This window comes from Streptomyces roseoviridis (assembly GCF_039535235.1).
Taxonomy (GTDB): Bacteria; Actinomycetota; Actinomycetes; order Streptomycetales; family Streptomycetaceae; genus Streptomyces; species Streptomyces roseoviridis.
The window spans coordinates 5,269,076-5,283,357 of sequence record NZ_BAAAWU010000001.1; the positions used below are offsets into that span (position 1 = coordinate 5,269,076).

Genomic DNA, 14,282 nt, shown 5'->3' on the forward strand with positions numbered 1-14,282 from the left:
CGGCCAACCGCGCCCTGGCGAGACAAGCCGACCGCGAGCGTGCCCTCAGCACATGGCCGAAGGCACACACACTCACAGGACGCCTGGGGTCTTCTGCTTCCGATTCCACCGCACTGGTCCAGGTACGAGGGAGCGAGGCAGCCGGGCCGGCACGTCTTGTGCAGCCCCCGGCGTCCGGAACCGCCACCGTGAAGGTCTTCGACCAGAGGACCACGCGTGCCGCCGGCGTGACCGGAGTGCTGTTCACCGTGGCGGCTCAGCGTCCGGGAGCAGCTGAAGTGGAGGTCGACTACCGCACCTTCGGATCCGCCATCGGCGGTGCCTGGGCGACCCGGCTCGGCCTGGTGTCACTGCCCTCGTGCGCGCTGACCACCCCCAAGAAGGCGGAATGCCGCGAGGCCGCTCCGATCGCCTCGGAGAACGACATCGAGGAACAGACGGTCACCGCCACGCTGTCCCAGCTCGGCACCGCCCCGCGGGTCCTGGCTGTCACCGCCACGACGACCGGCGGCTCGGACAAGGGCGCCGGTGACTACAAGGCGACCCCCTTGTCGGCGTCCTCCTCGTGGGAGGCCGGCGGGTCGTCGGGCTCGTTCACCTGGTCCTACCCCGTCACCGTCCCGCCGGCAGCGGCCGGACCGGTCCCGTCCCTCTCACTGTCCTACGACTCGGGCAGCATCGACGGACGCACTGCCAACACCAACAACCAGGTCTCGCTGGTCGGTGAGGGCTGGGACCTGACCTCGTCGTACATCGAGCGCAAATTCGGCTCGTGTGACGACGACGGCCAGACCGACAAGAACGACCAGTGCTGGAAGTACGAGAACGCCTCCCTCGTCCTGAACGGCAAGGCCACCGAGCTCGTCAAGGACGACACTCTGGGTCATTGGCGTCTGAAGGACGACGACGCTTCCAAGGTCATCCATGCCACCGGTGCCGACAACGGGGACGAGGGTGACGCGTCGATCGACGGCGCCGGTGAGTACTGGAAGGTGATCACTGGTGACGGCACCACGTACACCTTCGGTCTGAACAAGCTTCCCGGCGCAGGCACCGAGCGGACGAACTCGGTGTGGACCGTACCGGTCTTCGGCGACGACAGCGGCGAACCCGGTTATGCGGCCGGTACCTCCTTCGCCGACCGCTCCAAGCGGCAGGCATGGCGGTGGAACCTCGACTTGGTCGCGGACGTCCACGGCAACGCGTCCACCCGCTGGTACACGGCCGACATCAACCACTACGCCAAGAACGGTGACAAGACCGCCCTGGCCTCCTACACGCGCGGGGGCTACCTCAACGAGATCCGCTACGGTCAGCGGTCCGACACCCTCTTCACCGGCATCACGTCGGGCAGGGTGACCCTCGACTACAAGGAACGCTGCAGAGACGGATGCGGCACCCTGACCGCTGACACCGCCTCCCGGTGGCCCGACGTGCCCTTCGACTCGATCTGCTCCTCCACGGAGACCGACTGCAAGGCCACCGGCCCGGCCTTCTTCACACGAAAGCTGCTCTCCGCCATCCACACCGAGGTGTGGTCGACCGCCGCCGAGCCGGACGCCTTCAAGCCGGTCGACTCCTACACCTTCGCCCACGAAGTCTTCGACGGCCAGGACATCGGAAACCTTTCCGACCAGGTCTGGGTTCTGAAGGGGATCACCCGCACGGGCAAGAACGGCGGTGCACTCCCTCTCCCGACGATCGGATTCACCTATCAGCAGCGCCAGAACCGGGTCGACACCGACCTCGACAACGCGGTGCCGCTGACCCGCCCCCGCATCGAGACCATCACGTCGGAGACCGGAGCGATCACGACCGTCGCCTTCTCCGAGCCCGAGTGCGTACGGGGCTCGAAGATGCCCGCGGGCGAGGACGACAACAACCTCTCCTGCTACCCGGTGTACTGGCCGATCAACGGTGGTGAGCCGGAGCTGGACTGGTTCCACAAGTACCGGGTGATCGCGGTGAACACCGCGGACCCGGCGGGGCGCAACCCGAGTGTGGAGAACGCGTACACCTACGAGGGTCCGGCCTGGCACTACAACGACGACCCCTTCACGAAGGAGAGCCATCGCACCTGGTCGTCCTGGCGGGGCTACCGGAAGGTGACCGCCTTCACGGGAGCGGTCGGAGCCACCCGCTCCAAGAGCGTCAGCCTCTACATGCAGGGCATGCACGGTGACCGCCTCAAGGCGAAGGACGCAGCCGGGAACCCTCTGACGCGCAGTGTCATCGTCGCGGGCATCGACGTGGACAACGTCCCGGGCGCAACGGGTGACGAGCTGAACGTCAACGACGCTACGGACAGCGATCACTACGCCGGCCAGCTGCGCCAGAAGATCACGTACGACGGGACACTCGCCGTCGGCAGCACAGTGAACAACCTGTGGTACCAGCAGACCGCCAGCCAGCAGAAGTCGTACGCGAACGTCAAGGCCGGCTACGTCCGCACCTCACGGACGTACACCTGGAACTACCTGACCGCCGCCAAGAAGTGGCGCGCCACGGCCGTCACCCACGCCTATGACGCCTACGGCATGGTCGAGCGTACGGAGAACCACGGCAACTGGTCGATCACCGGTGACGAAACGTGCGCGCGCACCTGGTACGCGCGCAACGACGGCAAGGGCATCACCAACCTGGTCTCCCGCAGCCGCACCGTCGGCCAGGCCTGTGCGGTCAGTGTCGATCAGCTGAAGATGCCCACCGGCGTCACCCACAAGTACGCCACTACCGAGGCACCCGACCAGCGCGGGGACGTGCTCGCCGACATCGCGACCGTCTACGACAACACCACTGCCACCGGCTGGGTCGAGAACCAGACACCGGTGCTGGGTCTGCCCACCTGGACCGGCCGTGCCAAGGGCTACCCGGCCGCCGTCGTCGGCAGCACCGACGATCGCCATCCCACCGGCTGGCAGACGCTCACCAGGACCACGTACGACGGGGCCACCGCAAAGCTCGGTCGCCCCCTGACCGTGACCGATGCCGCGGGCAAGACCACGAGCACTGCCTATTACCCCGCTGCCGCGGGTCCGGTCACCGGCGTGATCGTCACCAAGCCGACCCTCGCCAACGGCCAGGCCCACAAGACCTACACCTACTACGACCCCGCGCGCGGTTCGGTCACCTACACCCTGGACGCCAACCTCAAGCGCACCGACCACACCTACGACGCGCTCGGCCGCATCACCGCGACCTGGGCGCCCAACCGCTCGAAGTCCGGTGGCGACACGGCCAACGCGACCTTCGCCTACGGCATCAACCAGACCGACGACCGGCCTTCCTGGACCTCGGTCTCCACCCTCAACGCGGACGGTCAGACCTACACCACCAGCTACAGCCTGGTGGACTCCCTGCTCCGCCCGCTGCAGAGCCAGACACCGGCCCCCAACGGCGGCCGCATCCTGACCGACACCCGCCACAACGACCGCGGCCTCGCCTACGAGACGTACGCCGACATCTACGACTCCACCACCGCACCCAACAGCAGCTACACCCGCGCCGAGTACGGCGGGGCGCCCCAGCAGACCCAGGTCGAGTTCGACGGCCTGGGCCGACAGGTGAAGTCGACCCTCCTGGTGAAGGGCGTGCAGAAGTTCGCCCCGATCGTCACCACGTACACCGGTGACTCCGTCGCCACCACGGCCCAGCAGGGCGGTACCGCCACCCGGACCATCAGCGACGTCCTGGGACGCACCATAGAGACCCGCACGTACGTGGGGACCCAGCCCGACGACACTGCTTACGGTGCGACACTCGGCACCTCCTACACCTCGGTGAAGTACAGCTACTTCGACGACGGCAAGCAGAAGCAGATCACCGGTCCTGACAACGCCAAGTGGTCCTACACCTACGATCTCTACGGCCGTCAGGACACCGCGACAGACCCCGACAAGGGCACCAGCACCAACGTGGCCTATACCGATCGCGATCAGATCCAGAGCACCAAGGACGCCGAGGGTCGGGTCCTCGTCTACGGATACGACGAGATCGGCCGCAAGACCGCCCTGTGGCAGAACAGCACGAGCGACGCCAATCTGCTCGCAGAATGGACCTACGACTCCCTTCGCAAGGGCCTGCCCGACGCCTCCATCCGCTACACGGGAGGCAAGGGGCAGGTCGGCAGCAAGGCCTACACCAAGCAGGTCACGGCCTACGACGAGATGAGTCGTCCGTCCGAGACCGCTTTGACGCTGCCGACCGACGACCCCCTGGTCACCTCCGGCGCCGTCACCGCCACCACAACGGCGAGCGTCAACTTCTTTGTCGACGGCACGGTCAACAGTGCCACCGAGCCGGCAGCCGGCGGCCTCGCCAAGGAGATCGTCAGCACCCGCTACAACAGCGTTCGTCTTCCCATCGGCCTCTCGGGTGCCTCCGGCTACCTGCTCGGCGCCTCCTACACCGACCTCGGCCAGGTGCAGCAGCTCACCTTGGGCGCCTCCACCGCCAACGGAGTCAAGAGGGTCAGCCTCACCAACTTCTACGAACTGGGCACCGGCCGTCTGACCAGTGCCAGCGTCGATGACCAGACCCGTGGCCAGGTTCGCGATGCCGGCTACACCTACGACCCCGCAGGCAACGTCACCTCGATCTTCGACCATGCCAACACCGGAAACGGTGCCGACTTCCAGTGCTTCACCTACGACGGCCAGCGCCGCCTGACCGAAGCCTGGACGCCCAAGACCGCCGACTGCGCGCCCTCGGGCCGCACCGTCGCCAACCTCGGCGGAGCCGCACCGTACTGGACCTCCTACACCTACAACGCAGGGGGCCAGCGGGCCACGGAGAAGCAGAACACGGCCACCCCGGCCACCCGCACCTACTGCTACGACACCACCCGCACGCACGCGCTGAAGGCCACCACGACCGACGGCAACTGCACCGATGAGACCGCCCAGTACGTCTACGACGCGACCGGAAACACCACCACCCGCGCCGAAACGGCCGGCAGTACCACCACCCAGTCCCTAGTCTGGTCCGCCGAAGGCAAGCTCACCAAGCTCACCGAAGGCGCCCACTCCACGGACTACCTGTACGACGCCGACGGCGAACTCCTGATCCGCCGCGGCGCCGGCACCGGAGGTGAGACCGTCCTCTACCTCGGCGCCACCGAGGTCCACCTCAAGGGCACCAAGAAGTGGGCCAACCGCTACTACAGCGTGGCCGGCTCCACCATCGCCCTGCGCACCAACGAAACGGGCACGGAGAAGCTGCACTTCCTCGCCAACGATCACCACAACACCGGGACCCTCTCCATCACGGGAGACGACACCCAGGCCCTGACCAAGCGCTACACCACCCCGTTCGGCGCCACCCGCGGAACCACCGCCGGCACCTGGCCGGACGACAAGACCTTCCTGGGCAAGCCCACCGACACGGGGACCGGCCTCACCCACGTCGGCGCCCGCGAGTACGACCCGACGCTGGGCCAGTTCATTAGTGTCGACCCAATCCTCTCACTGGACCAGCACCAATCGCTCAACGGCTACAGCTACGCCAACCAGCATCCGACGACGACCTCGGATCCGACGGGGCTGCGGGAGATGTGCGGGGCATATGGAAACTCGTGCACGCCGACAACCAGCAAGCCCCCGGCTTTCCCGGGTAATGCACCCGTGAATGGAGGCTCGGGGGGGCGCAGCGGAAGCGGGGCAGGCAACAACACGAGCGGCCAGTCTGCGTGCGGCCCTCTCTACTGTGGCGGCAGTCGTGGTCTGTCTGAGAACGTGCCCGTCGTCGGGCCGACTCCAGTCGTGCTCCCTTATGTGCCTGAGTACGTGGCCAGTCCTGAGTACCTGCAGGAGCGCTACTGCTCGATGATGACAATTGATCCCGCTTGCAACCCTCAAGACGCCGTTCTGGGTGGTGGAGGCGACGGATTCGTCACGGTCGGCGGCAAGTGGGCGCTTGGGGCCCTGGACCCGATGACGACGTACGGCGAAGACAGTAAACTCGCTCAACAGGCGATGAAGTCCGATATAACCGCCCAGCAGAGAATTGAGATCGCGAAGCGTTTCATGCTGAATGGGAAAACCGAGGGTGAATTGAAGCCCTACTCGATCGCCGGGATGAGTGACAAGTTCGGCCAGTTCAAACGCGATATAAATTCGATGGTGCTTGATGATCGAAATGCAAGTACTGCCGTTTTGGGATCCTATAGTGCGGAGTATGAGATTCTGCGCTCTAATTCTCAAGGGCTTCAGGCCCGGGTGACGATCAGGAACCCCATGACGATCTCTTCATTTGCGCATGTTGCGACGGGGTACGGAACTCCCTCCGACCGATTCCTTCAGCGTAACGTGGATAAGTCGGGACTGCTCTGGCCGGTGCCGGGCCTCATGAAAGCGCACAGCATGACCATTACCTTCAGGACTGTGGTTTACTTCTAGGGCACACTGGCCTGATTGTTAGCGAGGGTGGGCGCAGGTCTGGCTCTGCGCCCCCCTCATGGTGGAAGGGTGGGGGGCAGTTGAGCGTTCGAGGGTGGGATGTTTTGCGTGGGGTCGGCCTCGCCTTGTTGCTATTGGCGTTCACGACGTCTTGTGCCACGTTGGAGGATTCTGGCGAAAAGTTTCCTTCCGCGTTGGTGCGTGACTCTGAATTCCTTTCGCGAGATTGGAAGGCGGGTGATGCTTCGCTCTCTCTCCGCATTGGAGGGGAGTTCACCGCGAGCCGCCTTGGTGCGCGATACTTCAAGTGTCAGGAAGGCACCCCGACGGTTTACAGTGGGTCGGGGGCGTGGGAGAGTCGCGAATCGGAGGGGACTACCGCAGTTTTCCTGCGTTTCGATTCGGGGTGTTCCGCGACATTCTGGTTGGGGCAATCGAACGGTGATCCGGTGCTCTGGACGAATTATGAAGTCGACGGCGTTCTTCAGCTGCTGAAGTAGTGAGAGGACTTTTACGCCGGCGCGTTGGCGGTGCGGGAGACGGTGTGTGAACCTGCTATCCGTGTTCAGGCTGAGACACAGGTGGTCGACTAACGCACCTGCTTACCCTCCCAGGGGGCAATTCCGCTCCCCATATCACTGAAACCTCCACGAACCGGGTTCTCGGCGTGAGTCCCGGCGCGCCATCAGGGAGGGCTTCGGGGTTCTATGCGTCAGGGTGTTTCGTCTGTTCCGTTGCTGAGCGTAGTCGGGCGTGGCAGGCAGAAAATGTGGAATGAAGAAACCGCCCGTCGGGGCGAGCCAGCCTCGGCCGGGGCTTCAGACGCCCGTCCGGCCGTCCACCAGCTCCCGCACGATGTCCAGGTGCCCGTTGTGGCGGGCGGTCTCCTCGATGAGGTGGAGGAGGATCCAGCGCAGGTCCACCCGCCGGCCGTCGCGGATCGGCCGCAGGGCCTTGGTGTCCAGGTCGTGGTCCGCGACCAGGCGGCGCAGGCGGGCGCTCTGCTCCTCGTACTCGGCGAGCAGCCGCGGCAGCGGGACGTCGACCGCCGTCCGCATCTCGGGGTCCGGGTCCTCGTCGGTGGCCTCCGCGAGGGGGCCCTGGAGCTCCCCGTCGAGGAACACCACGTCCAGCCACCAGTGCTCGACCCACCGCAGATGGCTGATCAGGCCGCTGATCGTCATCAGCGGCGAGCCGGGGAGCGGGGCCTTGCGGGCGTCCTCCGCGGACACGCCCTCGCACTTGGCGCGGGCCGTGTCGCGGGCGTAGTCGAGGAAGGTGGTCAGCTGCGTACGCTCGTCCCAGGCAGGAGGCGTATCGGTTCGTCGAGTCATCGCGCCGAAGTCTGCCCCCGCCCCGCGAGGCTGTCGAACGGTTATCGCAGCGCGCTCTTCTTCTGCCAGTCCGCCCAGGAGAGGTTCCACGCGCCGTAGCCGTTGCCCTCCGCCACCGTGCCCTTCGTGTCCTCGCCCTTGATCTCGAAGGGGTCGCCCGGGCGGACCAGGGCGTAGAAGGACGAGGCGTCGGCGGTGCTCATGCCGATGCAGCCCGAGCTGCGGTTCGCGTTGCCGAACCAGCGGGCGTTCCACGGCGCCGCGTGCGCGTACATGCCCGACCAGGTCAGGCGCATCGAGTAGTCGACCATCTTGTCGTAGGCGTCGCCGAGGCCGACCGTCTCGGAGTTCATGCGGATCGTGCCCTCCTTCGCCATCAGGACGGCCGTGCCCCGCCAGGAGCGCTTGTCGCCGCCCGGCGTGCCGCCGGAGACGGGGATCGTGCGGACGGTGCGGCCGTCGCGGAGGACGGACAGCTTCTTGCTGTCCAGGTCGACCTTGATCACCTGCGCCTGGTCGGAGACGGTGAAGCCGGTGCGGTAGTCGCGGACGAACCAGCCGCCGCTGCCGCCCGAGTCCGTGCCGTTCAGCGTCGCGTCCAGGGTGACCTCGGTGCCGGGCTTCCAGTACTCCTTCGGCCGCCAGTCCGCCCGGTCCCGGCCCGAGTAGTCCGTCAGCCAGCCCCACGAGCCCTCGGTGCCGTTGGACGTGGTCACCTTCAACTGACGTTCCACGTCCGCCTTGTTCCTCACCGGCCGGTCGAACACGATCGACAGCGGCTGTGCGATGCCCACCGTGGTGTTCTTGCCCGGCGCAAGGGTCAGCTTGTTGACCCTGTCCGGCTCGGGCAGCGTGTGCGTCGACCGGGCCGTCGACTCCTTGCCGCCGCTGCCGCGCGCCGTCACCTCCACCGTGTACGTCGTGCCGGGCGCCGCCTTGCGGTCCGAGGTCCACGAGCCGCCGCCCGAGCCCGTACGGCCCGGCAGCGCGGCGCCGTCCTCGTCGACGACCTTCACCCGGGCCAGGGTGCCCCCGCTCGCCGACACCGTCAGCGGCCGGCCGGCCACCGGAGGCGTCACCGTCACCTTCGCCGGGGTGCCGGGCGAGGCGGCGGCCCGCGGCGGGGCCTTGTCCGCCGTCGCCGCCGAACAGGCGGTCAGCGACGCCGCGGTGAGGAGGAACAGGGGAATGCGTATGCGCGTCCGCAGCACGGGACAGACCTCCGCGGTGGAGCCGGTGGAACCGGAAAAGGTGGGATGGACCGGACTGTAGGGCGCCCGCGGCGGCTCCCGCCCTCCCCGGCGGCCATGTGACGGGGGCTGCAGAGAAACGGTCATCGTCCGGTCACATTCCTCGCGCGGAGCGGTCAATACCGGCTGTGAGCCTGCTGTGCGCCCCACCACCGAACGGGGCGGAACAAGGAGGCTCCCGTTGTGTCAGCGCTGCTCGTGACGCCCGCACCCGCCGGCCACCACGCCCCGGCCGGACCGCTCCGGCTCGGGCCCGTGACCCCCGAGACGTACCGCGCGTTCCTCGCCGCCCGCTCCACCGGCGCCGACGGACCGAGCTTCCTCCAGCTCCCCGCCTGGGCCCAGGTCAAGGAGGGCTGGACCCACCAACTCCTCGGCTGGGGACCGGAAGGCGGGCGGCTCACCGGTGTCGCCCTCGTGCTGCTGCGGGCCTTCCCCCGGACGCGGAAGTACTTCGCCTACCTCCCCGAGGGGCCCGTCGCCGACTGGGCCGACCCCGACCTCGACGGCTGGCTCCAGCCCCTCCTCGCCCACCTGCGCGGCATCGGCGTCTTCGCCGTACGCATCGGGCCGGGCCCCGCCCACCGCCGTTGGACCGCCGCCACCCTCAAGGCCCACACCGGACCCGGCCGGCGCCTCGCCGACGTCCTCGCCAGCGAGGTCGACCCGCTCGGCTCCGCCGTCGCCGAACGGCTGCGCGCCCGCGGCTGGCGCAAGTGCGGCGGCGACTCCGACGACGGCGCCGACGCCCAGCCCCGCCACGTCTACCAGGTGCCGCTCACCGGCCGCAGCACCGACGACCTGTGGTCCGGCCTCAACCAGGAGTGGCGGCGCAACATCCGCAAGGCCCGCAAGTGCGGCGTCGAGGTCGTCGTCGGCTCCGCCGCCGACCTGCCCGAGTTCCACCGCCTGCTGCGGATCACCGAGGAACGCGACGGCTTCCGGCTCGGCCGCTCCCTCGCGTACTACGAGCGCCAGTACGCCGTCCTCAACGCCGAGCACCCCGGGCGCATGAAGCTCTACCTCGCCCGGCACGAAGGGGAGATCCTCGCCGCCCACACCATGATCACGGTGGGCCGGCGGGTCTGGTACCAGACCGGCGCCTCCGCCGACCACCGCCGCGAGGTCCGACCCTCCAACGCCCTGCAGTGGCGCATGATGCTCGACGCGCACGCCCTCGGAGCCGACGTCTACGACCTGCGCGGGGTACCCTCCACCCTCGACCCGGACGACCGCGCCCACGGGCTGCTGCGCTGGAAGCTCGGCACCGGCGGACAGGTCGTCGAGACCCTGGGGGAGTGGGAGACACCGTTGCCCGGCACGACCAACCACACGCTGTACCGCGCCTTCCAGGCGTACCTGGCCCGTCGATGACGGCGACCGCCACCGACAGCCCGCCGCACCCCGGGGCGAAGCCCTCCTCCGTGCTGCGCAGCGGCGCGCTCATGGCCGCCGGCTCGCTCGTCTCGCGCGCCACCGGCTTCGTGCGCTCCGCCGTCGTCGCCGCCGCCATCGGCACCGGGCTCGTCGCCGACGGCTACGCGCTCGGCAACTCCGTCCCCACCATCGTCTACATGCTGCTGCTCGGCGGCGCGCTCAACGCCGTCTTCGTGCCCGAACTGGTCAAGGCCGCCAAGGAACACGAGGACGGCGGCGCCGCGTACACCGACCGGCTGCTCACCGTCTGCGTGCTCGCCCTCACCGTCCTCACGGCCGCCGCCGTCCTCGCGGCCCCCGCCATCGTCGACGCCTACGCCGACTACACCGGCGCCCAGCGCGAGATGACGGTCGCCTTCGCCCGTTCCTGCCTGCCGCAGATCTTCTTCCTCGGCCTGTTCACGCTGCTCGGGCAGGTCCTCAACGCGCGCGGCCGGTTCGGGGCGATGACCTGGACGCCGGTCCTCAACAACCTGGTCGTCATCGGCGTCTTCGGCCTGTTCCTCACGGTCGCCGTGTCCGACGGGGGCACCCTGACCCCCGGCGAGACCGCCCTCCTCGGCTGGGGCACCACCGCCGGCATCGCCGTCCAGGCCCTCGCCCTCCTCCCCTCGCTGCGGGCCGCCCGCTTCCGCTGGCGCCCGCGCCTGGACTGGCGCGGCAGCGGGCTCACCGCGCCGCTGAAGTCGGCCGGCTGGCTGGTCCTGCTCGTCCTCACCAACCAGGCCGCCTACTGGGTCACCACCAAGGTCGCCACCGCCGCCGGCCAGCGCGCCGAGGGCGCCGGACTCAGCGCGTACAACAACGCCTATCTGCTGTGGGCCGTCCCGCACGGCATCGTCACCGTCGCCCTCGTCACCGCCCTGATGCCCCGGATGAGCGGCGCCGCGGCCGAGCAGGACCTCGCGGCCGTCCGCAGGGACGTCGCCTACGCCCAGCGCACCAGCGCCGCCGCCATCGTCCCCGCCGCCTGCGCCCTGTTCGCGCTCGCCGTCCCGCTGATGGCCACGGTCTTCCAGTACGGCCGGACCGACGCCTCCGCGGTCCGCTCCATGGCCTGGATCCTGATGGCCCTCGCGCCCGGTCTCGTCGCCCTCTCCGGCCAGTACGTGTGCACCCGTGCCTTCTACGCGCTGCGCGACACCCGGACCCCGTTCCTCCTGAACCTGGTCATCGCCGGCCTCAACGCCCTGCTCGCCGTCTGCGCGTACGGGCTCCTGCCGGCCCGCTGGGCCGTGACCGGCATGGCCGCGGGCTACTCGCTCGCCCTGTGGGCGGGCTGGGCCCTGACGGCGTACGTGCTCGGCCGCCGCCTGCGCGCGGGCGCGGCACCCCAGGGCCCCGGCGCCGGGGCGGCGCTCTTGCGGCTCCTGGTGGCCGCCGTCCCCGCCGCCGGTCTCGGGCTCCTCACCGCCGACCTGACCCTGCCCGCCACCGGGCCCGTCCCCTCCGGCCTCGCCGGCGCGCTCGCGATCGTGGCCGTCTTCGCCCTGCTGGCCCGCCCGCTGCGGCTCACCGAGGTCCAGACCCTGCTCACCGGCGCCACCGGCCGGCTCGTACGGCGGCGCGGATGACCACCGGGACGCCTCCCGCGACCCGCCCCGCCGCCCGCCCTCTCGACCCTGGGATACTCCACAGATGCCACGCGTGCTCCTGATCGAAGACGACCCCTCCGTCCGCGAGGGCGTCGAGCTCGGGCTCCGTCGCCGCGGACACGAGGTGCGGACCGCCGCCACCGGCGAGGCCGGGCTCGCCGTCCTCCGGGAGTTCCGGCCCGACCTGCTCCTGCTCGACCTGATGCTGCCCGGCATGAACGGCGTCCAGGTCTGCCGCCGGGTCCGCGACACCAGCCAGCTGCCGATCATCATGCTCACCGCCCGCGGCGACGACTTCGACGTCGTCGTCGGCCTGGAGGCCGGCGCCGACGACTACATCGTCAAGCCCGCCCGCACCGAGGTCATCGAGGCCCGCATCCGCGCCGTCCTGCGCCGCATCGAGGACCCGGGCGGCACCCGGCCCGCCGTCGAGTTCCACGGCGAACTCGCCGTCGACCGGGCCGGACTCACCGTCGCCAAGAACGGCGAACGGATCGCCCTCGCCCCCTCCGAACTCAAACTGCTGCTCCACCTCAGCGCCGCACCCGAACAGGTCTTCAGCCGCCAGCAGCTCCTCGAGCACGTCTGGGAACACAGCTTCCACGGCGACGCCCGCCTCGTCGACGCCTGCGTCCGCCGCCTCCGCAACAAGATCGAGGACACCCCCGGCGACCCCCGCTACATCCAGACCCTGCGCGGCTTCGGCTACCGCTTCGGCCCGCTGTGAGAGCCCACGTGCCCGGCGACGACCGGCCCGCGAGACGGCGCCGCCTGCCCCGCCCCTTCGGCCTGCGCACCCGCCTCGTGCTCGCCTTCCTCCTCGTCGCCGCCGTCGGCTGCGGCACCACCGCCGCCCTCACCTACCGCGCCGCCCGCAACGCGATCCTCGAACAGACCCAGGACACCGCCGTCACCGCCTTCCGCCAGCAGGTCGAGACCCTGAACGTGCAGCTCCCGGTCGACCACGACGGACTCCAGAACGAGCTGCGGCGCATCGCCCGCCAGGGCAAACCCCGCCCCTGGCGGGTCTACGCCGAGTACGGCGACGTCCGCGTGTCCTCCACCGACCGGCCGGCATCGACCGTCCTCACCCCCGAACTGCGCCGCCGGGCCACCGCGCCCGGCGCCACCCACGGCAGCTTCCAGCGGGTCGTCAGGAACGGCACCCCGTACCTCACCGTCGCCGTCCCCGCCGTCTTCGGCAACTTCCGCGGCCTGCCCGAGGACCACCCCACCGGACTCGTCCTCTACGCGGTCATGGACCTCGGCGAGGAGGAGGCCGACATCGAGGCCATGGTCCTCGCCGCCCGCGACGGCGCCCTGCCCGCGCTGCTCGTCGCCCTCGTCCCGGCCCTGCTCGCCGCCCGGGGCGTGCTGCGCCCCGTCCGCGAACTGCGGCGCGCCGCCCACAGCATGGGCCGGGGCCGCCTCGACACCCGCATCCACGCCAAGGGCAGCGACGAACTCGCCGACCTCGCCCGCACCTTCAACGAGTCCGCCGCCGCGCTGGAACGATCCGTCACCGAGCTCCGCCGAGCCGAGGCCCGCGCCCGCCGCTTCGCCTCCGACGTGTCCCACGAACTGCGCACCCCGCTCGCGGGCATGCTCGCCGTCACCGAGGTCCTCGACGAGGACGCCGGCACGCTCGACTCCGACACCGCCCGCGCGGTACGGCTCATCAGCGCCGAGACCGGCAAGCTGGCCGTCCTCGTCGAGGACCTGATGGAGATCTCCCGCTTCGACGCCCGCGCCGCCGAGCTCCACACGGACGAGGTGGACGCGGCCGAGATGGTCCGCAAGACGCTCATCAACCGCCACTGGACCGACCCCGAGCGGATCGCCACCGAGCTCGCCGACGGCATCCGCGCCCGGCTCGACCCGCGCCGCTTCGACGTGGTCGTCGCCAACCTCGTCGGCAACGCGCTGCGGCACGGCGGCCCGCCCGTGACCGTCCGGGTGTACGAGGAGGGGGGCCGGCTCGTCACCGAGGTCGCCGACCGGGGCCCGGGCATCCCGGACGACGTGCTGCCGCACGTCTTCGACCGCTTCTACAAGGGCGACCCGGCCCGTACCCGCTCGGCGGGCAGCGGCCTGGGCCTCGCCATCACGCAGGAGAACGTCCACCTCCACGGCGGCACCGTCGTCGCCGCCAACCGCCCCGACGGCGGCGCGGTCTTCACGGTCAGGATCCCGCTGTGAGCCGGGCGGGGGACCGTGCGGTGGGCCGGGCCGCAGACCGTGCGGCGGGCCGGGCGGGGGACCGTGCGGCGG

At 69.6% G+C, this 14,282-nt stretch carries 7 protein-coding genes; 5 read left to right on the forward strand and 2 right to left on the reverse strand.

The window, feature by feature from the left end; genetic code table 11:
• Positions 1-188: 188 nt before the first annotated feature.
• Positions 189-6,395: an RHS repeat-associated core domain-containing protein gene (locus ABD954_RS23800; protein WP_345488654.1), complete on the forward strand. Its 6,207-nt coding sequence runs from the start codon at positions 189-191 to the stop codon at positions 6,393-6,395.
• Positions 6,396-7,213: 818 nt separating this feature from the next.
• Here ABD954_RS23800 and ABD954_RS23805 read toward each other — a convergent pair.
• Both ABD954_RS23805 and ABD954_RS23810 read right to left on the reverse strand, forming a co-directional pair.
• Positions 7,214-7,729 (reverse strand): DinB family protein, encoded by a 516-nt coding sequence (locus ABD954_RS23805; RefSeq protein ID WP_345488656.1) that lies wholly within the window; start codon positions 7,727-7,729, stop codon positions 7,214-7,216.
• Positions 7,730-7,770: 41 nt separating this feature from the next.
• A complete protein-coding gene (locus tag ABD954_RS23810) occupies positions 7,771-8,940 on the reverse strand; it encodes a L,D-transpeptidase (protein ID WP_345488657.1) in 1,170 nt (389 codons plus the stop codon).
• A 222-nt stretch (positions 8,941-9,162) separates the two neighbouring features.
• On the opposite strand from ABD954_RS23810, the gene ABD954_RS23815 reads away from it, so the two are divergent.
• The 4 genes from ABD954_RS23815 to ABD954_RS23830 all read left to right on the forward strand — a co-directional run bounded on the left by ABD954_RS23815 (position 9,163) and on the right by ABD954_RS23830 (position 14,210).
• A complete protein-coding gene (locus tag ABD954_RS23815; RefSeq protein ID WP_382745780.1) occupies positions 9,163-10,353 on the forward strand; it encodes a lipid II:glycine glycyltransferase FemX in 1,191 nt (396 codons plus the stop codon).
• A complete protein-coding gene (gene murJ, locus ABD954_RS23820; RefSeq protein WP_345488659.1) occupies positions 10,350-11,990 on the forward strand; it encodes a murein biosynthesis integral membrane protein MurJ in 1,641 nt (546 codons plus the stop codon). The genes ABD954_RS23815 and murJ overlap by 4 nt, the downstream gene beginning before the upstream one ends.
• A 64-nt stretch (positions 11,991-12,054) precedes the next feature.
• Entirely contained in the window at positions 12,055-12,738 is a 684-nt protein-coding gene (locus ABD954_RS23825; RefSeq protein WP_345488661.1) for a response regulator, read from the forward strand.
• Between the two features lie 8 nt (positions 12,739-12,746).
• Entirely contained in the window at positions 12,747-14,210 is a 1,464-nt protein-coding gene (locus ABD954_RS23830) for a sensor histidine kinase (protein WP_345488663.1), read from the forward strand.
• Positions 14,211-14,282: the final 72 nt, after the last annotated feature.